Annotated in this window: 20 protein-coding genes; 6 read left to right on the top strand and 14 right to left on the bottom strand. The window is 60.6% G+C overall.

Going from position 1 to position 24,160, the window contains the following annotated elements; translation table 11 throughout:
- The first annotated feature begins 16 nt into the window (after positions 1 to 16).
- Positions 17 to 1,894 (top strand): cation:proton antiporter, encoded by a 1,878-nt coding sequence (locus tag MSNKSG1_RS17125; protein WP_008940563.1) that lies wholly within the window; start codon positions 17 to 19, stop codon positions 1,892 to 1,894.
- A 12-nt stretch (positions 1,895 to 1,906) separates the two neighbouring features.
- Here the strand turns inward: MSNKSG1_RS17125 and MSNKSG1_RS17120 are convergent, their stop codons facing one another.
- The 4 genes from MSNKSG1_RS17120 to MSNKSG1_RS17105 form a co-directional block, all read right to left on the bottom strand.
- Positions 1,907 to 2,890 carry an NADP-dependent oxidoreductase gene (locus MSNKSG1_RS17120; RefSeq protein WP_008940562.1) on the bottom strand — a complete coding sequence of 328 codons (984 nt, stop codon included), beginning with the start codon at positions 2,888 to 2,890 and terminating at the stop codon, positions 1,907 to 1,909.
- An 80-nt stretch (positions 2,891 to 2,970) separates the two neighbouring features.
- Positions 2,971 to 3,444 carry an acyl-CoA thioesterase gene (locus MSNKSG1_RS17115; RefSeq protein ID WP_008940561.1) on the bottom strand — a complete coding sequence of 158 codons (474 nt, stop codon included), beginning with the start codon at positions 3,442 to 3,444 and terminating at the stop codon, positions 2,971 to 2,973.
- Positions 3,441 to 4,529 (bottom strand): SMP-30/gluconolactonase/LRE family protein, encoded by a 1,089-nt coding sequence (locus tag MSNKSG1_RS17110; RefSeq protein WP_008940560.1) that lies wholly within the window; start codon positions 4,527 to 4,529, stop codon positions 3,441 to 3,443. Before MSNKSG1_RS17110 ends, MSNKSG1_RS17115 begins: the two co-directional genes overlap by 4 nt.
- A gap of 107 nt (positions 4,530 to 4,636) precedes the next feature.
- Entirely contained in the window at positions 4,637 to 5,437 is an 801-nt protein-coding gene (locus tag MSNKSG1_RS17105; RefSeq protein ID WP_008940559.1) for an alpha/beta fold hydrolase, read from the bottom strand.
- A 387-nt stretch (positions 5,438 to 5,824) separates the two neighbouring features.
- Here MSNKSG1_RS17105 and MSNKSG1_RS17100 point away from each other — a divergent pair, with 387 nt between their 5' ends.
- The 3 genes from MSNKSG1_RS17100 to MSNKSG1_RS17090 all read left to right on the top strand — a co-directional run bounded on the left by MSNKSG1_RS17100 (position 5,825) and on the right by MSNKSG1_RS17090 (position 9,087).
- Complete coding sequence (locus MSNKSG1_RS17100) at positions 5,825 to 6,904, top strand: AraC family transcriptional regulator (protein WP_008940557.1); 1,080 nt, start codon at positions 5,825 to 5,827, stop codon at positions 6,902 to 6,904.
- Positions 6,904 to 8,334 carry a cardiolipin synthase gene (gene cls / locus MSNKSG1_RS17095; RefSeq protein ID WP_008940556.1) on the top strand — a complete coding sequence of 477 codons (1,431 nt, stop codon included), beginning with the start codon at positions 6,904 to 6,906 and terminating at the stop codon, positions 8,332 to 8,334. Before MSNKSG1_RS17100 ends, cls begins: the two co-directional genes overlap by 1 nt.
- Before the next feature lie 78 nt (positions 8,335 to 8,412).
- Positions 8,413 to 9,087 carry a GntR family transcriptional regulator gene (locus MSNKSG1_RS17090; RefSeq protein ID WP_008940555.1) on the top strand — a complete coding sequence of 225 codons (675 nt, stop codon included), beginning with the start codon at positions 8,413 to 8,415 and terminating at the stop codon, positions 9,085 to 9,087.
- A 10-nt stretch (positions 9,088 to 9,097) separates the two neighbouring features.
- On the opposite strand, the gene MSNKSG1_RS17085 is transcribed toward MSNKSG1_RS17090, so the two are convergent.
- Together MSNKSG1_RS17085 and MSNKSG1_RS17080 are read right to left on the bottom strand one after the other, a co-directional pair.
- The gene (locus MSNKSG1_RS17085; RefSeq protein WP_008940554.1) at positions 9,098 to 11,305 is read right to left on the bottom strand and encodes a patatin-like phospholipase family protein; all 2,208 of its coding nucleotides are present in this window, start codon (positions 11,303 to 11,305) and stop codon (positions 9,098 to 9,100) included.
- A gap of 16 nt (positions 11,306 to 11,321) precedes the next feature.
- The gene (locus MSNKSG1_RS17080) at positions 11,322 to 11,939 is read right to left on the bottom strand and encodes a hypothetical protein (protein WP_008940553.1); all 618 of its coding nucleotides are present in this window, start codon (positions 11,937 to 11,939) and stop codon (positions 11,322 to 11,324) included.
- 203 nt (positions 11,940 to 12,142) lie between these two features.
- Between MSNKSG1_RS17080 and MSNKSG1_RS17075 the strand changes: the two genes are divergently transcribed.
- Positions 12,143 to 12,508 carry a hypothetical protein gene (locus MSNKSG1_RS17075; protein WP_008940552.1) on the top strand — a complete coding sequence of 122 codons (366 nt, stop codon included), beginning with the start codon at positions 12,143 to 12,145 and terminating at the stop codon, positions 12,506 to 12,508.
- Between the two features lie 8 nt (positions 12,509 to 12,516).
- Here MSNKSG1_RS17075 and MSNKSG1_RS17070 read toward each other — a convergent pair whose 3' ends face one another.
- Positions 12,517 to 15,303, bottom strand: coding sequence for an ATP-binding protein (locus tag MSNKSG1_RS17070; RefSeq protein ID WP_008940551.1), 2,787 nt, complete (start codon positions 15,301 to 15,303; stop codon positions 12,517 to 12,519).
- Between the two features lie 92 nt (positions 15,304 to 15,395).
- On the opposite strand from MSNKSG1_RS17070, the gene MSNKSG1_RS17065 reads away from it, so the two are divergent.
- Positions 15,396 to 15,629, top strand: a complete 234-nt coding sequence (locus MSNKSG1_RS17065; protein WP_008940550.1) for a DUF2789 domain-containing protein — start codon at positions 15,396 to 15,398, stop codon at positions 15,627 to 15,629.
- On the opposite strand, the gene MSNKSG1_RS17060 is transcribed toward MSNKSG1_RS17065, so the two are convergent.
- From MSNKSG1_RS17060 to MSNKSG1_RS17035, 7 genes are all read right to left on the bottom strand, one after another.
- On the bottom strand, positions 15,623 to 17,038 hold the full coding sequence (locus MSNKSG1_RS17060; protein WP_008940549.1) for a GGDEF domain-containing protein: 1,416 nt from the start codon (positions 17,036 to 17,038) through the stop codon (positions 15,623 to 15,625). The two genes, MSNKSG1_RS17065 and MSNKSG1_RS17060, sit on opposite strands and share 7 nt — an antisense overlap.
- A 26-nt stretch (positions 17,039 to 17,064) precedes the next feature.
- Entirely contained in the window at positions 17,065 to 18,015 is a 951-nt protein-coding gene (gene xerC / locus MSNKSG1_RS17055; RefSeq protein WP_008940548.1) for a tyrosine recombinase XerC, read from the bottom strand.
- A 1-nt stretch (position 18,016) separates the two neighbouring features.
- On the bottom strand, positions 18,017 to 18,763 hold the full coding sequence (locus MSNKSG1_RS17050) for a DUF484 family protein (protein ID WP_008940547.1): 747 nt from the start codon (positions 18,761 to 18,763) through the stop codon (positions 18,017 to 18,019).
- A gap of 17 nt (positions 18,764 to 18,780) precedes the next feature.
- Positions 18,781 to 19,695, bottom strand: coding sequence for a diaminopimelate epimerase (gene dapF, locus MSNKSG1_RS17045; protein ID WP_040887065.1), 915 nt, complete (start codon positions 19,693 to 19,695; stop codon positions 18,781 to 18,783).
- A gap of 14 nt (positions 19,696 to 19,709) precedes the next feature.
- Positions 19,710 to 20,960 carry a diaminopimelate decarboxylase gene (lysA, locus tag MSNKSG1_RS17040; RefSeq protein WP_008940545.1) on the bottom strand — a complete coding sequence of 417 codons (1,251 nt, stop codon included), beginning with the start codon at positions 20,958 to 20,960 and terminating at the stop codon, positions 19,710 to 19,712.
- 31 nt (positions 20,961 to 20,991) lie between these two features.
- Positions 20,992 to 21,156 carry an LPS translocon maturation chaperone LptM gene (lptM, locus tag MSNKSG1_RS19165; RefSeq protein WP_008940544.1) on the bottom strand — a complete coding sequence of 55 codons (165 nt, stop codon included), beginning with the start codon at positions 21,154 to 21,156 and terminating at the stop codon, positions 20,992 to 20,994.
- A gap of 69 nt (positions 21,157 to 21,225) precedes the next feature.
- A complete protein-coding gene (locus MSNKSG1_RS17035; RefSeq protein ID WP_008940543.1) occupies positions 21,226 to 24,078 on the bottom strand; it encodes a class I adenylate cyclase in 2,853 nt (950 codons plus the stop codon).
- Between the last annotated feature and the right edge of the window lie 82 nt (positions 24,079 to 24,160).

Genomic DNA, 24,160 nt, shown 5'->3' with positions numbered 1-24,160 from the left:
AGGGATCTGAATGCCTATGCCCATCAGCACCGTCATGCTCCTCGCCACCATCGGGGTTCTCTCACTCTTCTGTCAGTGGCTTGCCTGGCGCGTTCGCATGCCCGCCATTCTGTTCCTGCTGGCCGGGGGCATTGCCGCTGGCCCCATGTTCGGGTTCCTGGTGCCGGAGGCGGTTTTCGGCGACCTCCTGTTCCCGGTCATCTCCCTGGCCGTTGCCATCATCCTGTTCGAGGGGAGCCTGACGCTCCGCTATGAGGAAATCCGGGGCCACGGCAAAATGGTCCGGAACCTCGTCCCCGTGGGCTCTTTGGTCACTTGCGCCATCGGCACCATCGCCGCCAAATGGATCCTGACGGTGTCATGGCCCGTGGCCCTGCTGTTCGGGGCCATCTCGATTGTCACCGGGCCAACGGTTGTGGCGCCACTGCTCCGGTCCGTTCGCCCCACCTCGAAACTGGCCAACATTCTGCGTTGGGAAGGCATCATCATTGATCCGGTGGGCGCGCTGCTCGCCGTTCTGGTGTTTGAAGGGATTGTTTCGTGGGGACAGGGCAACGTGTTCGGCCATTCCCTGTACATTTTCGGAAAAACACTGGTGGTGGGCTTTCTGATCGGTGCGATTGCCGGTTACCTGAATGGCCTGGTGCTTCGCAAACACTGGATCCCCCAGTATCTCCACAATGCCGGCACGCTTACCTTCATGCTCGGCGTCTATGCCCTGTCCAATGAGATTGCCCATGAATCGGGCCTGCTTACAGTCACCATCATGGGCCTGTGGATGGCCAACATGAAACAGGTGCCCATCGAGAGCATCCTGGAGTTCAAGGAATCGCTCAGCGTCCTTCTGATCTCGGCGCTGTTCATCATCCTGGCCGCCCGGGTGGAGTTCTCTGCCATTGCGGATCTGGGCTGGGGCCTGGTGATCGTGATCGGAGCCCTGCTGCTGGTGGCGCGTCCGCTGAGCATCTTCCTGTCCGCCATCGGAACCGGGCTGAATCTCAGGGAAAAGCTGTTCCTGAGCTGGATTGCCCCCCGTGGTATCGTGGCGGCGGCGGTGTCGGCACTGTTCTCTTTCCAGTTGCAAAAGCTCGGCTATGAGAGCGCCGGGGCACTCGTGCCACTGGTTTTCATACTGATCATAGCCACCGTCACGCTGCAAAGCCTCACGGCCCGCCCGGTCGCCCAGCTGCTCAAGGTGGCGGAACCCGCCGACTATGGTTTCCTGATCCTGGGCGCCAACCAGGTGGCCCGCATGATCGCGGCTGCCCTGAAGAAACACGAAGTTCCGGTTGTGCTCGCCGATACCAACTGGGAGAACGTGCGCCAGGCCCGGATGGAAAACCTGCAGGTCTACTTCGGCAATCCGGTATCCGAGCATGCGGCTACACACCTTGATCTGACAGGCATTGGCAACCTGCTGGTGGTCTCGCCCTACAAACACATGAACTCTCTGGCGACCTACCACTTCCTGGACTGGTTCGGAACCAAATGCGTGTTCAGTCTGGCGGAGGGCGACCAGGACCAGAAGGCGCGTCACCAGACCGCCGAGAAGATCCAGCTCACCCGCGGCCTGTTTGATGGGGTCAGCTACGCCAAACTCGCCAGCCTGGTGAGCCAGGGCTATTCGGTAAAGACCACCCAACTGAGCGAAACCTTCCGGTACGAGAACTTTCTGGAGAAATACCAGCGCCAGGCCCTGGTCCTTTTCGTGTTCGACAGCAAGGAACGGATTTTCCCCGTCAAGCGGATGGATGAACTGAAACCGGACGACGACTGGCTGCTGATCAGCCTGGTACCGCCCCAGGCACCGAAAGAACGAAAGGAAAAGGACCCGGGTGAACGAACCGGCGCAGACGGGGAAACCGGCGGGGAGCCGAAGGCCGGCAAGCGCTGAGAGCCAAGGCCCTCAGCGGCAGTCCAGCACCAGCTTGCCCCGCACGTGTCCACCCTCGAGTGTCTCGTGCGCGGACCGGACATCGTCCAGGGCGAATTGCTGATCGACGTGAACACGAACGTCCCCATCCTCGATCAGTTCGGCGATTTCCTCGAGGTGGAAGACGTCCGGTCGCACCGTCATCCCGTGGGCCCGGAGCCCCATCCGCTCCGCTTCGCTGATGATGTCGTCGGCGGTGACGGTGGGGATGGTCACCAGCACACCCTGCTCTCCGAGGGTGTGCAGGGATCGCTTGCCAATCTCGCCGCCCATCAGATCCAGAACCATGTCGAGCCCATAACACTCGTCGACAAAATCCGTCTCGTGGTAGTCGATCACCTCATGAACGCCCAGCTCCGCCAGGAAATCCCGGTTGCGGGCGGAGGCGGTCGCAATCACGTGGGCACCTCGTTCCAGGGCGAACTGCACCGCAAAATGCCCCACGCCTCCGGCACCGGCGTGAATAAGGATTTTCTGCCCAGATTCCAGGTCACCCATCTCGAACAGACCCTGCCAGGCCGTCAATGCTGCCAGAGGCACGCCGCCAGCCCGCACCAGGTCCAGCTCTTCCGGCACGATCGCCAACTCGTCCGCAGACGCCAGGGCGAATTCCGAGTAACCACCACCGTCTACGGGAAAACCCACCATTCCCATGACACGGTCCCCGGGAACAAACGTCGTCACTCCGGATCCGACCTCGACGACTTCACCCGCCACATCGTAACCGGGCGTCCAGGGCAGCGACCCTTCGATCTGCCGCGCCGCAAAGCCCAACCCCTTGCGGGTTTTCCAGTCGATCGGATTCAGACCGGCGCCGTGCACGCGAATCAGCACCTGCCCGTCGCCCGGCTTCGGAACCGGACTGCTCACCACCTGCAGCACATCCGGCTCACCGAACTGCTCATAGACCACATGACGCATGGAAGCGGCAGTCGCATTGTCACTGGTGTTTTCCATTGAATTCTCCAATTGTGCTGAAGCAGAAGGGCAAAGACACAAACGTTTTCAGACTAGCAGAAATACCCGCGAGCTGTCGGTCAGTCTCTCGTCAGCCCCTTGCCGCCGCGGACCGATGCCGACGACAGTATCTCGGCAAATTCACGCGGGGCCCGGGCCGGGCGCTGGCTTTTCATGTCGACGCAGGCGTGGGTAGAGACCGCCCGCACCAGGGTCTTGCCGTCGGATGGACGTACCAACTGGAACTGACGGGAAGACCGGAACCGCCCGTCAAAGCCGGTCAGCCAGGTGCCGAGAACCAGGTGGTCACCGGCGTTGGCCGAGGCAAGATAGTCGATTTCTGTTCGGGTGATGGCCATGGCCTTGCCCGTGGCCTCATGCAGGGACCAGCTCATCCCCAGGCTTTCGATGTGAGCCCAGCTGATGTCCTCGAGCCACCGGACGTAAACCACGTTATTGGCATGCCCGAGCCGGTCCGTATCCTCCTCACGCACGACGATCTCGAGCGTGAAAGGATCGGGGAGGTCCCACTGTATGTCATGATCGACGTTCATTCGTGCTGGTCTCCGAGGCCGGGAATGGCCTTCAAAGGTAGCCGCCCGATACGGTCGTTGTGAAGTGAACCAAAGTATAGAACCCCGTCGTGGGGATTGACCGAGGTAATTTCCTTCAGGTGAGTGCCCCGGGTGTCCTGCAGACTGGTCAGCATCTTTCCATTGCGGTCAAAGGCAACCACCAGGCCATAGTCCCGAGGCTTGGGCTTCAGGCTGTCCGGCAACTTGGCCACCAGATCCTTCAGCCAGGGGTTCGGGTGCAGCGCATCCACCTGGGCATTGCGCAGGGTCGGGAAGGCAACCCAGAATCGCCCATCCCGATCCACCGCCAGGTTATCGGGAAAACCGGGCAGGTTATCGGCGAACACTTCCGCCCGACCGGCACGGGGCCCCCGGAGCCAGTAACGGAGAATACGGTATTTCCAGGTTTCGTTGATCAGCACGAAATCGCCGTCCGGAGAGACCGCCACACCATTGGGAAAATGCAGGTTGCCCAGCAAAAGCTCGGCCTTGCCGGTGCGGGGTGAATAGCGCAGAAAACGTCCGTGCGGACGCATTTCCAGAAGATCCAGGCGATAATCCGGCTGATGGAACTTTGAACTGGCGTCCGTGAAATAAATGGTACCGTCCGGCCCGATATCCACGTCATCGGTGAACCGGAATGGCGTTCCACCTTCCTCCGTGGCCAAAACGGTGATGGTCTTGTCTGGTGCGATCGACAGCAGCCCCTTCCAGGCGTCGGCGACGATCAGATTGCCCTGGTCATCGAATACCATGCCGAGGGGGCGACCACCGGTATCGACCCACTTTTCAACCCGTCCGTCCGGAAAGACCCGAACCACGAAGCCATCCTGGGTGCCGGTGTACAGCAGGCCACCCGGCACCACCGTCGTGTCCTCGGGACCGTAGACCCTCCCGCGGGCCAGCAGATCCGCCAGCCTGAGGCGTTCATTCGGCGCAAGCACACCGGTCATCGGTGGCGCAGACGGGGGTTCCCAGGCTTTGCTGTCGATGGGCGACGGTGTCAGCAAAAAGCTGCCGAGCAGCAGAAATGCTGCCAACAACCCGATCAGCAACCACTTCATCGCACGCGCTCGCCTGTCGTCATCCGCTCAACACCCTCTCGCTGACATTGGCATAACCTTACCAGAGGCCAGCGCCTACATGGAAACGGCCCGGACTGGCCGGTCGATCAGGCCTCACCGCTCTCCAGGAAGCGACGACACAATGCCGCGAAGGTATCGGCTTTTTCCGCGTGCAGCCAGTGGCCGGTGTCCTGAATGATTCGAAGCTCTGCGGCCGGAAACAGGCGCATGATGGTGTCCCGGTGTTTCTCCTGAATGTAGGCGGATTCGGCACCCTTGAGAAACAACACAGGACCATTGAATGGTCCATCTCCCTCAGGCGCCCTGGCCAGATTGTCGTAACAGGCGTCAATCACCGGCAGATTCAGCCGCCACCGGAACATCGGCCCGCCAGGTTCCTGTTCGTCCTGTGGTATCCGCTCCAGGTTCTTCAGCAGAAACTGTCGGGTGGCCGGCATCTCGACAAATTCCGACAGCTGCTGATCGGCGTCCTGGCGCGACTTTACGGCGCTGAGATCCATCTTAGACAGACCTTCGAGAATGGCATCGTGACGAGGCTTGTAAGAGACCGGGGCAATGTCGGCAACAATCAACCGGTCCACCCGTTCCGGCGCTGTCAGGGCCACCTGCATCGCCACCTTGCCACCCATGGAATGCCCGAGGAGACTGGCCTTTTCAAGGCCTCTGGCGTCCATATAGGCGATAACATCCTGCGCCATGGACGGGTAGTCCATGGTGTCGCTGTGAGGAGAACTGCCATGGTTTCGCTGATCAAGTGCATGGATCTGCCAGCCATCCTGCAGGCGGCGGGTAATGCCACCCAGGTTTTCCAGCGAGCCAAACAGCCCGTGCAACAGAATGAGGGGGGCGCCTTCGCCGCTAATTCGATAATTCAGCTCAACAGTCATGGACAATCGGTCTCCGGATTGAACGGTCGAAATCAGAGCCGATACATTAACACCGCCAGTCTGTCGAGCAAGGGGGCGGCGTCTGGCGGGCACAACAAAGCCGGGAAAATTCCCGGCTCAGGGTCATAGGCGTTACGCCTTCCCGATCAGCAATAGAAAATGCTGTTCAGGTATTCTGCAAGAGCAATCACGTTTTCACGTTCCTGCCGATCATGCGGCACAAAAATCTGCGCTTCCATACAACACCTCCAGAGTCACACTCATTGCTCCAATGTTGACCACAGATGCTATCGTTGTATCTGACGCTGAACGTTGACAAGCTGTCCCATACACTTGACATTTTGTATCAGCAACCATGACAAGCTGTTAATTTTCCGAAGGAAGGACGTGAATTCCGCGCAGGCTGATTCCATCTCCACAACCGGCGTCCCCGGGGTTGCCGCTTCCAGCACGCTGGCGCTGGTCCACTACCTGGATCAGCAGGGGCTATTGGTGGAGAAGCAGGTATCCGACCTGACCGGCCTGACACTGTCGGAACTGGAGGACCCGGACCGGCGGGTACCTGCGGATGCCCATTATCGGCTTTGGGAATACGCCGAGCAGCTTACCGGGGATCCTGCGGTCGGCCTTCACGCAGGGCAGGTGGTAGACCCGGAAAGGATGGGACTCGTGGGCCACGTCTTCTTCAACTGCGACACCCTCGGCGAGGCCGTCACCCAGTATGTTCGACTGCATCGGCTGGTGAATGAGTCCGTGTTTCTCACCCTTGAACAGCGGGACGGGCTGGCGATTCTGACCTGGCAACCGGACTCACCAGCTCATTACTGCCGTCAGGACATGGATCGGACCCTGGCGGCAGCCCTGTGCCGCACCCGACACTTCATTCACCGGAGCATCCGGGCGGAATGGGCGGAAATCGCACACAGTCAGCCCAGTTACGCGGACGAGTACGAGAAGCTGCTGGGCGGCCCGGTGTCATTCAACCACGAAGCAACCCGCCTGGCCTTTCATAGTAGACACCTGGCCCACCCCATCCCGCATCGCAACCCCTACGTCTATTCCGCGGTACTGAGACAGGTGAACGTGTTACTGGCAAAATTGCAGACCCGCCGTTCGTTCGGTCGACGGATCCGACGACTTATCTCAAAGCAGATGGCGACCGACCGGATCGACGCGGATACCCTGGCCCGTCAGTGCCACATGAGTCGCCAGACCCTGTACCGGAAGCTCAAGAAGGAGGGGCTGAGCTTTCACGACCTGGTGGAGGATGTCCGCAAGGACAAGGCGCTTCGGTATGTCGCGGCAGACCAGTACGCCCTTGGTGAAATCGCCTTCCTGCTGGGCTTTTCCGAGCTCTCTGCGTTCAGCCGGGCTTTCAAGCGCTGGACCGGCATCGGGCCTGCGCAGTATCGGGCCGAACATCAGAACACCGACTCATCGCCCATGAATGGAGAGACACAACGCTGATGGAACATGTCTCCCTGGTGGCCGTCGCCGTTGCTCTGCTCTATCTCGGAGCCCTGGCCTGTATTTACCGGATACTGCTGACCTACCGCACATCCCAGGGGGCAATCGCCTGGATTGTTGGCCTGCTGGCACTGCCCTATCTCACGGTGCCCCTCTTTCTCCTCATTGGTCGCTACCGGTTCGGCGGCTACATCAAGGCCCGGCGCATGGGCGATCAGTCGCTGACTGGCCTGCTGAGCCGCTTCGAGCAACAAACCACGTCGATTCCGGCGCCCGGCGACCAGCGCTTTCACGACGAACTGCAGGTCCTGTGCAAGCTGGGCCGGCAACCGTTTACCAGCGGCAACAGGTGCACGCTGTTGCGAGACGGAGAGGCCACCTTCGAGGCGCTTTTCGAGGCCATGGAAGACGCCACCCGCTACATCCTCCTGGAATTCTATATCGTCCGGTCCGACCGGGTCGGACAGCGCATCAAATCCATCCTGGAACGCAAACTGGCGCAGGGCGTCGAAGTGTGGTTCCTGTACGACGATATTGGCAGCGTGTGGCTGCCGCGCAAGTACCTTCGGGAACTGTCCGATGCCGGCGCCCGGGTCGCGTCCTTCGGTGATGGCAATATCCGGCGGCGCCGTTTCCAGATCAACTTCCGGAATCATCGAAAACTGCTGGTCTGCGACGGCCGCGTTGGCTTCGTTGGTGGTATTAACCTGGGCGATGAGTATCTGGGCACTGCCCTGCAGCAGGCCCCACTCCGGGACACCCACTGCCGGATTGAGGGCCCCGCCGTGGCCGGCCTTCAACTGGCCTGGCTGGAGGACTGGAACTGGGCCAGCGATGAGCTTCCAGCCCTGGACTGGAGTACCGGAGAACGGTCGGCGGGCGAGGAAGATGTCCTGATCCTGCCCACCGGGCCTGCGGATGCCTGGGAAACCTGCACCCTGTTTTTCCTGAACTGCATTAACAATGCGCGCTCGCGCATCTGGATTGCGTCCCCGTATTTCGTGCCGGATTTCCAGATCATGAACGCGCTGCAGCTCGCGGCTTTACGCGGCATCGACGTCCGTATCCTGATCCCCGAAACCCCTGACAGCCACCTGGTCAAGCTGGCGGCATACTCCTACCTCGTTCAGGCCTGCCAGGCCGGGATCGGCATCTACCGCTACCAGCCCGGTTTCCTGCACCAGAAGGTCATTCTCGTTGACGATCGCTACGCAGCTATCGGAACCGCGAACCTGGACAACCGTTCGATGCGACTCAACTTCGAGATTTCGGCCATCATGACCGACAGCCGGTTTGTCGGCGAGGTGGAGGAGATGCTCAAGGACGACCTGCGGAACTGCCGGCTCATGACCGAGAGTGACTACCGGGACCGGTCGATCCTGTTCCGGCTGGCCTGCCGGGCCATTCGGCTCAGTGCCCCGCTCCTGTGAGGCGCGACGGACTGGCCCCGCCACTCCGCTCTGTGCGAATATGCCCTCAAGAATCATAACCACGCAGTAGATATCATCATGAATGCTTTCAAGCCACGAGAAACCCTGACCGAACAGGTCGCCCGCCACCTCGAGAACCGGATTGCTTTCGGACAACTCCGGTCCGGCGAACGTATCTACGAGGGGGCAATGGCGCAAGAAATGGATGTCAGCCATGGCTCGATCCGCGAAGCACTCCTGCTGCTGGAAAAACGACACCTTGTCCGGAGCATTCCGCGCAAGGGCGCGTTCGTCACCCCACTGGATGACTTCTTCGTCCGCAGTCTCTACGAAACCCTGGAGCTGTACCTCACCCATACGGGCCGGAAGCTGGTTCGAAACTGGCAGCAGGACGACATGGATCGCCTCGAATCCCTGTACCAGCGCATGAAGCAGTGCTTTGAGAAAAACGACCTGATGACCTTTCTTGAGCTGGGCATCGAGTATACCCAGGCCTCACTGGCCTACGCCGACAACTATTTCATTGTCACCGCGATCGAGGATCTGTGGCCGTCTGCCCGCCGCTGTGCGTTTGTCGCCTTCCAGAATGGCGGCAACCGGGTCCTTGAGGACAATCTGGCTCACATGCGCGAATCGATTGATGCCATCCGGGACCGCGACGAAGAGCATCTCGCGACCATCCTGCACCGCTACGCACTCCAGCAGTGCCAGCAGGTTCTTGAGGCCATCACGCGGGAACAGAAACCCGCGTAATGGCACCCGCTCAGTAGAACAGCTGGGTGAAGGAAAACCCGATATTGAGGTAGGCCGTCCAGTTATCTTCGGTATTGTAGGCGCCGGCCAGCTGGACCGGACCGACAAAGGTGTCAATGCCGGCAAACAGACTCCAGGATTTGACCGACCCGGCCCAGCTGGCGTCGCTCAGGGACGACCAGGCGTTACCGGCCTCAAAGCCGGCACCGGCAAACCAGGGCATGATCGGGCCACCAAACCGCTGGCTCGCATAGACCGCGCCCATGGCGGCGCTCGCGCCGGTAATTTCGCCCGGAGCATAGGCCGAAAGGCGCCGGAACCCGCCCAGGCGAACCTGGTTTTCGATACCCGACTCGCCACGAAACACGTCTTCGGCGAAGACCAGTCCGGTCACTGTAAAGCCTTTCCAGTCGCCCGCCCCCAGCAGCATCGCAGTTGCCGAATCAAAATGCCGGTCCGATCCGAAATCCTCTCGCTCAAATCGGGCCCGGAGACCGGCAAAGCGGCCATCCGTGGGGTAGGAGCTGTCATTCAGGGAATCGTGAACGAACCTCAGCTGGACATTGCCCTGGTGGATGGCATCGTCCGGAGCAACCGACGCCCCGATCTGCTGATTCACCGTCGCGTAACCCCGGCTATAGATCAGCCGGACTTCCGCGTCGCCACCCAGCTCCATGCCCAGCGACAGGTCGGCGCTTCGGGCACTGACATCCACTTCCGCCACCTGTTCGCCACCATCCCCGTAGATGGCATAGCTGTTCCGGGAGTATTGGCCGCCCAGTATCACAAAGCGGTCATAGCCGAATTCCAGCGGCTGGTACCACTGGCTGCGCACCCACGGCTCGGTGCCCAGCTGAATGCCGGTCTGCCACTCGCCACCGAGCCGGTTGAGCTCGGTCGCTCGTAATGAGGTGGCCAGATTGAAATGGGTTTCTCCGTCAAAATTATCCTCGTAGTTCAGCCCGAAAGAGAGGTAGTTCGGCCCCCAGGATTTTTCCTTGGGCTGCACTTTCAGGACGGTGCCGGAGGAAGACGGAGACAGGGAATAGGACACCGTCTCGTAGTACCCCAGCCCATAGATGCGCTTGAGATCCTCTTCCAGCCGGGGAATGTCCAGCGGCTCGCCCGTTTCCTGACGGATACGTTCGCGGATAAAATCCCGCGCCAGGGTCCTGGAACTCTCGACATCGATTCGGTCAATCGGACCGGAGGCGCCAAAATTCCGCGAAGCCAGGCGGGCCTTGTAGGCGGTCCAGTCAGTGGCTGAAACAGACAGTGGCTCAAGCTCAACGGCATGCTCCCGGGTCGCTGACGCGCCCAGCTCGAAAAGCACCGGGGCCTGATAGAAATCCGCCGACGTGTGACCCTTCAGGTCGGGCTGGATGTGGACGTCGTTGTCATTCAGAAGATTCAGCTGTTGGTCAGTGTTGCGCCGGGTCAGCAATGTGGTCAGTTGCCCGACCACCGAAAAGGCTTCCCTGAGCTCGTCGGTGTCTTTGAGCGGATCGGTGATATCGACCGCAATGATCACATCCGCGCCCATCTGACGGGCCACGCTGATGGGCAGGTTATTGGCCACGCCCCCGTCCACCAACAGCCGGCCGTCGCGCTCTACCGGACTGTAGACGCCCGGGATACTCATGCTCGCACGAATGGCTTCCGCGAGATCGCCGCTGCCAAGCACTACCTGATTACCTGTCGCCAGGTCTGTTGCTACGGCCCGGAAGGGAATGGGCAGTTGATCAAAATCCTCGACCAGTGAGGCGCTTCGGGTCAGTTCGTTGAGAATGAAGCCCAGGTTCTGCCCGGCAACAATCCCGCCTCCCACATGAAAGCCATCCAGACGCAGACCCAGGCCCGGCGTGACCGGAAAGCGCCACTCATCCTCCTTGCGACGAATGGGTTTGTATAGACGGCCCGGATCGTCCCGAAAACTGGACAGCCAATCCATATCGATGAAGCGCTGTTCGATCTCGGCTACCGACATGCCCGATGCGTAAAGGGCCCCAACCGCTGAACCCGCACTGGTTCCAACCACCACGTCGACAGGAATGTGCATCTCTTCCAGCACCCGGAGGACGCCCACGTGAGCCATCCCCTTGGCACCACCGCCGCTAAGGACCAGTCCAACCCGGGGCCGCTCGTGTTCCGCCGCCAGCAGACAAGCAGGATAGGCCCCACAAAGGACCACGAGGATCAGCACTGACAGTGCCCGCATGACGTTGACCTTTCGCTTAGCGCTTGTCCTGATCGTCGTCATCCACCAGGGACAGATGCGATACATCCGGAACCATCGGCGGCGGCAGGTCCCGGTCAACCCCCAGGTCCGAACCAGCCGGCGCAAGGCTCCAGTCATCGATGTGGTCAAACATCGGCGGCTCGACCTCTTCGTGCTCCACCAGGGTAACGCCCGCCGGATCCAGTTTCAGACCGGACTGCGACAGGATATCGTCGACTTTCTCACCGGCCACCGGAAGCCGGTCCCCGGGCTCCACCTCAACCGCCTGGCCGGACGCGCTGGCAGGCTGAGCAGCCGGACGCTCGGGCGCTGGTGCAGCAGAGGCCGGCTCTGAAGGGGGCGATGCCGGTTGCGCGGGACCCGCGGCCGATTTCTGCGACGCCTGGCTGCCCGCCATTGGCTGGACATAGGCCACCATGCCGTGCTTTTTCAGAACCGCCTGGTATTTTTCCGCCTGGGCCTCCTCGAGTTTGTTCCGGATGACCACCGGGCTGCCGCTGAACATACGCTCAACCTGGTCAACCGTCGCCTTGAACAGTGCCCGGGCGTTATTGCGGGCCGTCTGTTCGTCGGTCCCCGGGACACATTCACCTTTGAAAACCAGCTGGAACATGACTCTCTCCCCATCCCTTCCTGTCTGATAATAATAGTTGATCGCTCGCCCGCCGGCGTTGCCCGGAACTGTATCCGGAGTGCAAACAATTGAAAAATTCCTGCAACACGTCGCGCAAAATGCGACACTCTCTGCGATAATCTCCAGTAACGTAGCGTTACACTCTGTTACATAGATTTGGAAACCTGCCAGGGAGCCGGTATATGACCCTCCAACACGTTACTCGTACCGTCGCGGCCACGCTGTTGCTCTGGGCCTCCGCCAGTCATGCGGAGAACATCGATGTCCTGATGAGCCAGGTATTTCCTCAAAACAAGATCACCTACATTGGCTACGAAAGCGTCGAACGCCAGGACATCCCCGTCTCTGCGTCCATTGATCGGAAATATCTGATCGTCGACTTCCGCTTCGCCGCCGGCGAACCTCCGACCGAGCAGTTGCAGGCCAACGTCCACAAGGCCTGTATGACGCTGCTCAAGGACCGTGAGCTTATCCGCCACCTGTCCGAATCCGGCTACGACATGGTCTCCATCGCCTTTGACCGTCGGTCCCAGTTCGACTGTCTCTAGATCCCCAATCAGGTTTTGCGGCCCAGCAATTTCGGAAACGATTCCAGGGCGGCGTTCACGGCATCAAGATTGAACGCGTCCACATCCGCCAGCAGCTTCTCCGCATAGCGCGTGACCGAGGGCGAACGATGCCTCTGCCCCCAGGCAATCAGCCGACGGGCAAAATCCTTCATCTGCTCCGGATCACCGCTCTCCCGCACCGTCTGCCACTCATCGCCGAAGTCCCGGGCCAGCTGCTCCCTCAACCAGCCCCGTTCCTGCATGCTCAGAGTCTGGGCCAGTAGCCGCTCCTCTTCCTTGGGCTCGCCATCCTCGTCACCGGCCAGCTCCACCGCGACTTCCACCTCGGGCAGAATCACCGTAAACACCGAACCGACACCTTCCTCACTCTCAACGGACAGCTCTCCCCCCATCATTCGGGCGAGTTTGCGACTGATCGCCAGCCCCAGGCCCGTTCCGCCATAACGACGGGTATTCTGCCCTTCCTGCTGTTCGAACGCATCGAAGATCCGGTCCTGCTGGTCGGGGGCAATGCCGATCCCGGAGTCCTGAACCGTGACGGTCAGTCGGCAATACTGGCGCTCGGCGGAGGTCTCCTCCGGATTCAGCGGCGTTGCGGTGGCACGTACGGTAACACCACCGTCATGGGTGAACTTGATGGCATTGCCAACCAGATTGAACAGCACCTGACGCAAGCGGGTTTCATCCAGCATCATCGCGGCTGGCATCCCGGAATCGACACTGACTTCCAGGGTAATCCCCTGCTCTCTGGCGCGCAGGTCAAAGATATGGCGGACATCCCCGAGCAGCCGCCGGACCGAGACCGCCGAATAGTCCAGTCGCATCTTCCCGGCTTCAATCCGGGACAGATCCAGGATGTCGTTGATCAGCATCAGCAGGCTACGACTACCGGCGCGGATCGCATCCAGATAATTGCGCTGCTGCGGGTCCGTAACCGAGTTGCTCAGCAGATCACTGTAACCAATCACCGCGTTCATGGGGGTCCGGATTTCGTGCGACATGTTGGCCAGGAACTCACTTTTTGAACGGCTGGCGGCCTCGGCCTCTCGGGCCAGGCGTTCCGCCTCCAGCTTGGCCGCCCGTAATTCGTCCTCACTCCGGCGCAGGGCATTCTCGGAACGGATCCGTTCATCCACCTCCCGGGACAACTTCCGGTTCCAGTACAGGAAAATCAGCACCACAACGATCGCGATCAGTACCACCCGCCGGACCACGGTGTAATCGGTCTCCTGTTCAATGTCGAGGTGAATCCAGCGATTGTAGATGGCTTCGGTTTCTGCGCTGTCCAGACTGGCCAGGGCCTTGTTTAGGATTCGCAGCAGCTCAGGATTGCTTTTGCGCACCGCCAGTCGCAGGTCGTACTGGTAGGGCGTGATGCTGGTAATCCTCAGGTTGGAGAGCCCCAGGCGGGCTACCGTGTAGCTGACCGCCGGAATGTGGGTGACCATCACATCCAGATCACCATTGGACAGCGCCAACAGGCCGTCCTCCACGTTATCCACCGGATACAGATTGAGGTTGGGGTGATTGATGAGCAGGTAATCGTGGGCCGCATGGCCATTCACCACCCCGACCTTTTCATCCCGCAATTCACGCAGGTCACCGATAAACCGGCCGTCGTCCCGGATGGCCAGGACAATCGGGACACTCAGATACGGGCGGGTAAACAGGAACCGGCTTTCGGTTCGCGGGGTCTTGGACAACCCCGGCAGGATATCCAGTTCGCCATCCTCAAGTTGGTGTTCGGCTTCGGCACGACTATCAATGGTAGCCCGGTTGAACCGGACATTGAGCTGGGTTTCGAGGTGGCTGATCAGATCCGGCACAAGACCTGTGGGTCGGCTGTCCTGATCGAATTCGAAAGGTGGCCAGTCGGAGCGGAAAGCCACCCGGAGATTCGAATGTCGCTTCAGCCAATCGATATCCGACGCAGACAACTCCACACCGTTGGTTTCCAGAGACCGGACATCGGTTTGCAGCCAGGACTGACGAATCACGCGGTGTTCCGTATGACTGATCGCCGCCACGGCACTGTCGAGCACCCGGAGCAACTGGCGTTTCTTGCCAGGCACCTGGAGCACCACGTCGACCGGTTTGTCGTCCAGTAAACGGGCAAGTCCGATGCCGTTGATCATCGCCGACTGCAGGTAATCGGACACCACCGGCACCGGTCCCACAAAGGCCTGGGCCCGACCGGAAAGGACACTGCTGACCGCTTCGCCAACGCCGGTGACCGGTACCGGGTGGAATTCATCCACCGGATCCAGCATGGTGTACTGGTTGGGATCGTTGGCAAGGATCGCGATCTGGCCACCTTCCAGGTCCGACAGGGACTGGATACCGGCATCCCCGGCGTTTACAAACAGGCCGTAGGTCAGGCTCATCAGCGGCTTGGTAAAACGTTGGCCGTCCGGAACGCGGGTTCCCGGCGCATAGGTGGTCAGGATGGCATCCGGGCGGGGGCTGCCAGCTTCAACCGGCTCACCGGTCTGGTCGTCGAGAATCACGGGATCCACCGGCACACCCAGTTTGTCCGATAACCGAGCCAGGTAGTCGATGTAGGTGCCGGCGAGAACGCCATTCCCGGTGTCGAAAACCAGAGGAACCTGACCGCTGCGCACGCCGACTACAAACCGTTCCTGCTGCTGCAACCATTGCAGGTCGGCCTCACCGAGAACCGGTGCGGGAGAAGGCTGCGGCGGGTCCGCAAGTACGGGACTCGGGACCAGCGCAAGCAGGTAACAGGTGATCAGGCCGTAAAGGAAAGCCCTCACTGGATATCCTCCGGGGATCCGCTAAATTTCAGGGAACAATACCCGCAATCACATACCATTTCTGTTAGGCAAAGGTTACAGGGAGATACTCCATGGATACCAGCAAACACTCGCTCAGCACACTCTTCGAGCAACTCGGCATGCCCTCGGACTCGGACAGCATAGAAACCTTCGTGGCTCGGCATTCACCGCTGCCCCGGGAGATAGCGATACAGGATGCCCCGTTCTGGTCGGAAAGTCAGTCCCACTTTCTGGAGGAAGGCCTCGAAGAGGACAGCGACTGGGCGGAAATCATTGATGAACTCGACGCCATGATGCGTCACTGAACGGCTGGTTCATCCACTTTGATCTGATCCCGACCCGCGTCCTTGGCCTGGTAGAGTGCCCGGTCCGCACGATCGAACACCTGATCTGCGGAATCACCAGCGCCAAAGGACGACACCCCTACCGAGACGGTGATACGAACCGGCTCACCACTAAAATGAAAGGGCAACTTGCCAACGTACTCCCGTAATGAATCCAGAACCTGGCGGGCCTCCCCGGCAGTCGTCTCCGGAAACAGGGCGACGAATTCCTCGCCGCCGTAGCGGGCAATAAAATCCGTATTGCGGAGTCGCTGCTGAAGCTCCCTGGCGACAAGCTGCAGAACCCGATCCCCCGCCTTGTGACCGTAGGAATCGTTGACCCGCTTGAAATGGTCGATATCGAGAACGGCGATGGTCAGCGGGTGCTGATAACGTTGCCATCGATTGAATTCAAAGGAGAGACGCTCCTGCCAGGCTTCCCGGTTAGGCAGCTGGGTCAACAGGTCCGTCATAGCCCGCAGGCGCTCCTTGCGGACCTGTTCCTGCATCTGCTCGGAATGGGCTTCCATCGCAGCCACTTTTTCCTGCATCGCTCCCAGCTGTTCGGCCAGCACCTTTTCTCGTTCCGATTCCTGGCTCCGGAACCGGTCCAACACCCCGAGGACCGATTCAAGATGATCACTGACGGACGCTTTAAGGTCCTGCAGATCGTCGCTGCTGCGCAGCCGGTCACTCACCTTGTCCAGTTCGGCCCGGATTTCCCGATCCAGGCAATCGGTGGCGTCCTGCCGACCATGCTGGGCTTCGGTTTGCACGGCAAAGTGCTGGCGAAGGAGCTCCAGACGCTCGTCCAGCCTCTTCAGGAAGGTTTCAAATTCCCGCTTGCTACGGGTAACGGCCTCGATAACCAGTTCGGCGACCTGATTCAGCCCCTCCCGCAATTCATCCCAGTTATCGCTGGACAGCAGCGACTTCTGGAGCAGGCGTGCCTGGGCCTCGGCTGCCGGATCGAGAGAAACCTGGGTCAGCATCTGGCCGAGCAACTGCCCCACACGCCGGGCGATCCTGAGCCGGTTGGTACGGTCCTGGAGGTCGGTGGGATCTCCCGGAGCGGTGGTACTTGACGGGGAAATGGCCGGTGGAACCGGGGACGCCGGGTTACCCGACCGCTCATCCAGCAGGGTAATCTCTCGATCAATCTGTTCCTGAAGTTCCCGCCAGGTCTCGACATTGACCTTATTCTTTCGAAGATCCTTTCGAATACGGGCCAGCAGACGATCCAGCTCTGGAGTCTGGCCTTCCGAGGCGAGACTGGTCCGGACCAGCATTCTCTCGAGAGTATTTCGCTCAGCCTGCCACTGCTTCTCTCTGGCGTCTGCTTTATCGAGTTCCCGAAGGTATTTTTCCTTCCAGGACTGGTCCGATGCCATTGAATGCTCCCTTTGTGTCCATTCAGTCAGGATTGGTCAGGCTCATCATACCGATTCCGCCGGGCCCGGGGATGACTCTGGTCATACACACGCGCCAGATGCTGGAAATCGAGGTGCGTGTAAACCTGGGTTGTGGCGATGTCCGCATGGCCCAGCAACTCCTGAACCGCCCGGAGATCGCCGCTGGACTCGAGTACATGGCTGGCGAACGAATGACGAAGCAGGTGTGGATGCAGTTTCTGGTCGGCGCCCTTCACCAGACCCCAGCGGGCCAACCGGGCCTGGATACTCCGGCGACTGAGACGGTCGCCCCGGCGACTGACGAACATCGCCGGCTGCCCCTCTCCGGCCAGCGACGAACGCACGCCCAGCCAACGTTCCAGAGCTTCCAGCGCTTTGGTGCCGATCGGCAGAATTCGTTCCTTGTTGCCTTTACCCAGAACCCGGACCTCCGCGCCACGCATGTCCACGGCGGCCAGATCCAGACCCGCCAGCTCGGCCAGCCGCAGTCCGGAAGAATACATCAGCTCGAACATACAGACGTCCCGGACTTCCAGCGGATCCTCCGGCGAGGCGTCCAGCAACTGACTCAACTGGTCGACGTCCGCGACCCGGGGTAAGCGCCGCCCACTTTTGGGCGCCCGGATATCGAGTGCGGGATTGTCGGTCACCAACCGCTCCCGAAGGAGAAAATCAAAAAACCGGCGCGTGGCGGAAAGATGGCGGGCAATACTGCGACCGTTCAGGCCTTGCCGGCTCAGCTCAGCCACGTAACGCCTGACGTCATGGCTCAGCAGTTGCTGCCATTCCTGCACGCCCGATGCCGACAACCAGTCGGTCAGGCGGATCAGGTCGCGGCGATAATTGTCACAGGTGCGGGGTGAATGGCGGGTCTCTGAAGACAGGTGTTCAACAAACGCCTCCACCGGCCGCACCAGCGTGTCCGGTCGCGCAGAAGGGTCCCGCTGGGCGGACACGCTATCGGGACTCCAGGGACATATCGGTCACGGGTGCCGCGGAAACATGGCGCTGAACCATCGGAGGCAGCAGGCGGCTCAGGGTATCGCTGATGTAACTCAGGAACAGCGATCCCATGCTTTGATCAAAGTAACCCGGCTCACAGCTACCGACCGCGAACACACCAACGAGGTGTTCGTTCCGCAGGGGCACCAGGGCAACGGAGGCGATCGGCTCCTCCCGGTCCGGGAACAGAAATGCGCGTTCACTCTCGCGGAACTGGCCGCAGACGGCGCGTTCGCCGTCCAGCAACGCCCCCAGCCGCTCCCGGGCAAGGTCGGGCGCAACCACATGCAACGCCCCCTGCGAGGCTTCGGGCAATGCCTGATCCGTGAACAACAGGACCGAGGCCGCATCCAGGCCAAAATCGCCACGGATACTGTCGTCGATCGCTGAAGCCATATCATTGAGGGTGCGCGCTTCAATCACCTGCATCAGCAACCGCTTGCTCTTCTCGAACAGACGATCGTTGTGGCGGGCGATGGATACCAGCTCTACCAGCTCCCGGCGCAGCGTGTCGCGCTGTTCCCGGAAGAGGTGGACCTGGCGTTCGACCAGCGAAATGGCGCGGCCACTGTCATGAGGCAGGGTGAGACTGCGGAGCAGTTCATCCTGACCAACGAAAAAATCGGGGTTGGCCCGGAGATAATCGGCAACCTGTTCCGGCGTGAGTTCCTCGGCCTTCTTGCGGACCGTCTGGTCTGTCATCGTGTTCTCCCGAACTGTCAGGACCGTTGCTTATGGGCCCGTCCACCTTTACGGCGCCGGACATTATGATCACCGGGAAGTCGCAACTGCCCTTCAAATACCGTCGTGGCAGGGCCTTCCATCATAACAGGGGTCCCTTCGCCCTGCCATTCGATCACCAGTTTCCCGCCACGCAATTCCACTTCCACGCGACTGTCCAGTAACCCCCTCAGCCTCCCCGCCACCACGGCGGCGCAGGCGCCACTGCCACAGGCGAGGGTTTCTCCGGAGCCTCTTTCAAATACGCGCAGACGGGCGTGGGTCGGATCGATGATCTGGAGGAATCCGATGTTGGCGCGGGCCGGGAACCTGGGATGACGCTCCAGCTGCGGCCCCAGGGATTCCACCGGCGCCTGGTCTACGTCGTCGACAACGAGAACGCCGTGGGGATTGCCCATGGAGACGGCACTCATCTCGACCGTTTCACCGGCCACATCCACCGTGTACACGTCTTTGCGGCGATCTGCTGCAAATGGGATGGCCGGAGGATTGAGTTCCGGCACCCCCATATTCACCCGGACAGAGCCATCCTTGCCCACCCGTAGCTCAATCACCCCCTTGGCGGTCTGTACCCGGAGGATCTTCTTGTTGGTCAGCCGCTGATCCCGCACGAAACGGGCGAAACAGCGGGCGCCATTGCCACACTGCTCGACCTCGGAACCATCGGCATTGAATATCCGGTAGCGGAAATCAACGTCCGGCAATCCGGGAGGCTCCACCACCAGCAACTGGTCGAATCCAATGCCAAAATTACGATCCGCCAGGTCCCGGATCATCTCCGGACGCAACCGGAACGGCTGACTGATGGCATCAACCACCACGAAGTCGTTACCCAGACCGTGCATCTTGGTAAATCGCAAGGTAGGCCCCTGTCCCCGTCGCTGCTGGCTCATCTCCCGATCCTCCGTCATTCCGGCAGCGAACATTCGGGTGCCAACTGGTCCTCCAGCGTCTCGCGGCGCCGGACCACGTGCACCTGATCGCCGTCCACCATCAGTTCGGGCGGGCGGTTCCGGGTGTTGTAATTGGAACTCATGACAAAACCATAGGCGCCGGCGGACCTCACTGCCAGCAGGTCGCCCGCCTGAAGCCGGAGCTCGCGGTTCTTGCCCAGAAAATCACCGGTCTCGCAGACCGGCCCTACCAGATCCCAGCGCTTTTCTTCGACATCCTGCCTCGGCTGCACCGGGATGATCGACTGCCAGGCACTGTATAACGCCGGCCGGATCAGATCATTCATGGCGGCATCAATGATGGCGAAATTGTGATGTTCCGTGCATTTCAGGAACTCCACCCGGGTCACCAGGATACCGGCATTGGCGGCAATAGACCGCCCCGGCTCGAGAACCAGCTCGAGCGACCGATCGCCCAACCTCTCGGCCAGGGCTTTCACATACTCTGCAGGCTGGGGCGGCTGTTCCTGGTCATAGGTGACGCCCAGTCCGCCGCCCATATCCAGATGCCGGATCTTGATGCCCTGTTCAGCCAGGCTGTCAATCAGGACCAGGACCCGATCCAGGGCATCCAGGAAGGGCGATACCGAGGTCAGTTGCGAACCGATGTGGCAATCGACACCATGGATTTCCAGGTTGGCCATGCCTGCGGCCCGGGCGTAAACCGCAGGCGCCTCAGCAATGTCGATCCCGAATTTGTTTTCTTTCAGGCCGGTGGATATGTAGGGGTGCGTGCCGGCGTCCACATCCGGATTGACCCTCAGGGAAATCGGCGCCTTGACCCTCAGGTCGCCGGCCACCCGGTTCAGGCGGTCCAGCTCGGTGTCGGACTCCACGTTAAAACATCGCACGCCGACTTCGAGGGCGCGCCGCATCTCCCATTCCTGTTTACCAACGCCGGAAAACACCACCTTGCCGGGATCGCCGCCGGCCCGGAGAACCCGCTCCAGTTCACCAGCGGATACGATGTCGAACCCCGCACCCAAACGGGCCAGCACGTTCAGGACCGCCAGATTACTGTTGGCCTTGACCGCATAACAGACCAGATGGGGGCGCCCGCTGAGCGCCTCATCATACGCACGGTAATGGCGCTCAAGCGTGGCGCGGGAATAGACGTACGCCGGCGTACCAAACTGCTCGGCAATGCGACTGACCGGGACCTCTTCGGCGTAGAGCTCACCGTTTCGGTAATTGAAATGATCCATGGATTTCCTGATTCGTTGGCGAAGGTGCGGGCTATTCCGTGTCCTGCTTCTGATCGGCCTTCGACTGGTCGGCGCCGACCGCCTGCAGGGCGTCTTTCGACAGGCCCTGCTCCCGGTAGAGCGGACCTTTCTGGCCACAACCTGAGATCAGCAACGGCAACAGCAGAGCAAAGATCGCAATTCCCCGAACACGCATGAGTGCCCCTCGCAAGTGTCTTTGGCGGCAGTATACCTGAGACCGGTGCTCACGGGCGAGATGAGCCCGTCAGGTCGACAGATGGCGATTCAGTGCCTCTTCGAGGCTTCTTCGATAGGCAAGGTACTGACTGGTCTGGATATCCTGCTGGTAAATCTGGGGATCCAGGTCATGGGGCAGATGGAGGTCGGTGAGGTAGATCGGATAAGGCTCGTCGCTTTTCCGCTGGGACCGGATGTAGTGCGCCACCGCCGGAACCAGCCGATCGCCGTATTCCTCAACGGTGAATTCCTGATCGCCACAGAAAATGTCGAAGTTCAGGCGCTCGTCACCTTCAAGCACGCCAACGGCCTGCACTTCGAACCCCGGCAGGGGCAGCCCCGCGTCCCGATGGGGCCGGGGCTCGGCAAGCCAACGACTGTCGCGGTTGACCAGCTCGTAGGCCCGAACCGAGGCCATCGCCACGGGCGCGTCAGGATGGCGCAACATGCGCCGCTCCACCAGGTTATCGAGAAAGCGCATCATCGGCAGCAAAAGATAGCGCCGACTCTGGACCGGCTGTGCCGTCAGGGTCAGTGACCCCCGCTCATCCACGACCCACAAATCAGCCCGGGTACCCGACAACCGGTAGAAAACCTGAATGGTGTCCGGCTCGCTGGCCTCACAGGCCGCGCGCAGCAGCGGTTCCTCGACCAGGGCGTGTCTGTCGAACACAATCGGCAGATAGCTGTCCTGCGGCGCCGCCAGGGCATCCAAAAGGTCCGACTTGTTGTCGAAAGCCTGGAATCCCGGTTCCTTGCCGCTGAACTGAAGCAGAAAATAACGGCGATCCATTTCGATGACGTATCGCAGGGGATGCGGCCCGGCACCGCCGGCAAAGAAACGCCCCAGCACATCGTCAAAGAGCTCTCGCACCCGACGGGCGATGGCGGTACCGTGGCCCCGGCTGTGGCTGTGCACCTGTATCTCGGGGAGGGCCGCAGGGTTCAGGGCACTTGCCGCAAGCACATTCTTGAGGCACTGGATCAGGGTATCACCGGCGGCGTAATGCTGGAGACTGACCTCGTGCCAGCTGTTGAACGACACCTGATCGATGGTAATGACCAGATTCTCCCGTCCGCCACTGAACCCCAGCGAATCATGCCGGGCGCTGAGTTTGTGAAGTCCCTTTTCGGTCAGGTGAGCCTGGGGATCCACGCCCACATTAACAACCAACAGGTGGCGCAGGGGACAGACGCCCCGGGACAGCGCGGAACGATCAGCCGGTTCAATCGGAAGTGGCAAAAAGGCCGTCAGCGCGTCCAGTATCTCCCGCAACTCATGAACCGATGCTATGCCCGGGCCCGCCCTCACGTTGAGCCGGGTCGATCGGGTCAGGAGACCGTTGCAATAACACCACACCATCAGTTCGCTGAGGTTGCCCGAACGGCGAATAACCGGCTTCCAGAAGGCATCCGCCGGGTCTTCCAGATCGCGGAAAAGGAGCCAGCCGTTACCTGCAGAACCTTGCTCGGACTGATGGTGAAACGACAGATTTTCTTCCGCCAGCGATGGCGCCAGCCCCGGGTTGATCAGTTCGACCTTGCCGGCTTTTCGCTGGAAGGCCGCGTAAAGCTTGCGTCCCAGAAGATTCAGATCACTTTCACTGATGGCCGCACTGGATCCATGCTCCCGGGCCATCCGGGACAACAGGCGGTAACTGTGCGTCAGCTCGGAGACCACCGTACGGCGCAGGATGGCAACCTCTTCAGCATGCCAGCGCTGACGGTCATCCAGCTGCTTCAACTCGGACTCGGTCCACCCCCACTGTTCCACCAGTCCCGACAGCAAACGGACTCGCCAGCGATCTCCGTCCTGGGCGGCGCGACTCAGTGGCAGGCCCGCCTTGAGATAAAGACTGCGGCGAACCAGGTCCAGACGGCTGTCTGCCCCGACCTCATTCAGCCAACTCGATAACCGACGGTATAGCATGACATAGGGATCCAGTTCGTCGGCATCCACCCGGCCGTCGAAAATCGCCTGCTTCAGCTCCAGCGACAGCAGAGGCCACTGGGGGGTCTGGGCATAACACTCAATCAGGAGTAGCTTCAGTATTGCCTTCCAGGGCGCATCGATACCTTTGTACAGCTGCCAGACACCGGCCCCGAGGAACTCTTCCTCGGGAATCGAGGGTACCGGTCCGAAATCAATGTACTCACTCCCTTTGACGAAGCGACAGTCCACCAGGTAGCGCATGCACTCGTCGTAACGTGCTTCCTCTTTCGCCGGAACCAGCCACCACATCGGGTAACAACCGCCAAGATGGATACTGGTGCGATAGAACTCGTCGAGCAGCAGATAGTGCTGGGCACTGCCACAGTTCTCTCCGGTCACTTCCACCCTTTGTCGCCCGGAGCGCCAGTCTTCGGCGCTGAAGACAAACACGTGCAGCTCAACACCCAACTCGCCAGCCCAGGAAGACAGGCGCTCCGCCTTTCGCTCCAGGCAGCGAATGCCCCGCTCCGGGAGATCGGGCCGGTGGCAGAGCCAGACGTCCAGATCGCTCGCCACGGAATGGCCCAGCGTACCGGGACTGCCCATCAGGAACATGGCCTGCAGATCGGGCTGTCGCTTGCCCTGGTCCCGCAGGGTAAATGTTCGGGCCAGACGCCGGGCAGCATTCAGGGTTTCCGGGGTCGGCTGGTAGTGGCTCAGACCGAAGGGGCAATCGCCATCCTGGTAGCCGGGCAGCGCCGGATGGTTCAGATGGAAGGCCAGCGGCAGGATCTCGAGCACACTTTGCTGACGATAGGTCAATGCTGAACGGGCGCGCTCCCAGCGCTGCTGGTTTACGTGCAGAAACCGGTCGCGGAGTCGACGCAGGGTCTTGCGATCAATGCCCTCTTCGAAATCCAGGGCAATAGCGGGGGTGAGGCGATTCAAGGCGACTCCGGCACAATGGTTCTTTTCCGCGACAGTATCAGTATGATGATTGAATCGTGGCAAAACCGACAAAAAAATAAAA

Origin of the sequence: Marinobacter santoriniensis NKSG1, from assembly GCF_000347775.1 — a bacterium.
Lineage (GTDB): Bacteria > Pseudomonadota > Gammaproteobacteria > Pseudomonadales > Oleiphilaceae > Marinobacter > Marinobacter santoriniensis.
The sequence above is the reverse complement of the archived record's forward strand: the minus strand, read 5'-3'. Positions and strand labels throughout refer to the sequence as shown.

Bases quoted from the DNA above. Each gene is read 5' to 3' on its own strand.
- MSNKSG1_RS17115 (WP_008940561.1), bottom strand. From the start codon at position 3,444: ATGAACGTCGATCATGACATACAGTGGGACCTCCCCGATCCTTTCACG.
- MSNKSG1_RS17060 (WP_008940549.1), bottom strand. From the start codon at position 17,038: ATGGCATCGGACCAGTCCTGGAAGGAAAAATACCTTCGGGAACTCGAT.
- MSNKSG1_RS17075 (WP_008940552.1), top strand. From the start codon at position 12,143: ATGACCCTCCAACACGTTACTCGTACCGTCGCGGCCACGCTGTTGCTC.
- lptM (WP_008940544.1), bottom strand. From the start codon at position 21,156: ATGCGTGTTCGGGGAATTGCGATCTTTGCTCTGCTGTTGCCGTTGCTG.
- dapF (WP_040887065.1), bottom strand. From the start codon at position 19,695: ATGAGCCAGCAGCGACGGGGACAGGGGCCTACCTTGCGATTTACCAAG.
- MSNKSG1_RS17110 (WP_008940560.1), bottom strand. From the start codon at position 4,529: ATGAAGTGGTTGCTGATCGGGTTGTTGGCAGCATTTCTGCTGCTCGGC.
- MSNKSG1_RS17120 (WP_008940562.1), bottom strand. From the start codon at position 2,890: ATGGAAAACACCAGTGACAATGCGACTGCCGCTTCCATGCGTCATGTG.
- MSNKSG1_RS17105 (WP_008940559.1), bottom strand. From the start codon at position 5,437: ATGACTGTTGAGCTGAATTATCGAATTAGCGGCGAAGGCGCCCCCCTC.
- MSNKSG1_RS17085 (WP_008940554.1), bottom strand. From the start codon at position 11,305: ATGCGGGCACTGTCAGTGCTGATCCTCGTGGTCCTTTGTGGGGCCTAT.
- MSNKSG1_RS17080 (WP_008940553.1), bottom strand. From the start codon at position 11,939: ATGTTCCAGCTGGTTTTCAAAGGTGAATGTGTCCCGGGGACCGACGAA.
- MSNKSG1_RS17090 (WP_008940555.1), top strand. From the start codon at position 8,413: ATGAATGCTTTCAAGCCACGAGAAACCCTGACCGAACAGGTCGCCCGC.
- cls (WP_008940556.1), top strand. From the start codon at position 6,904: ATGGAACATGTCTCCCTGGTGGCCGTCGCCGTTGCTCTGCTCTATCTC.
- MSNKSG1_RS17065 (WP_008940550.1), top strand. From the start codon at position 15,396: ATGGATACCAGCAAACACTCGCTCAGCACACTCTTCGAGCAACTCGGC.
- MSNKSG1_RS17125 (WP_008940563.1), top strand. From the start codon at position 17: ATGCCCATCAGCACCGTCATGCTCCTCGCCACCATCGGGGTTCTCTCA.
- MSNKSG1_RS17050 (WP_008940547.1), bottom strand. From the start codon at position 18,763: ATGACAGACCAGACGGTCCGCAAGAAGGCCGAGGAACTCACGCCGGAA.
- lysA (WP_008940545.1), bottom strand. From the start codon at position 20,960: ATGGATCATTTCAATTACCGAAACGGTGAGCTCTACGCCGAAGAGGTC.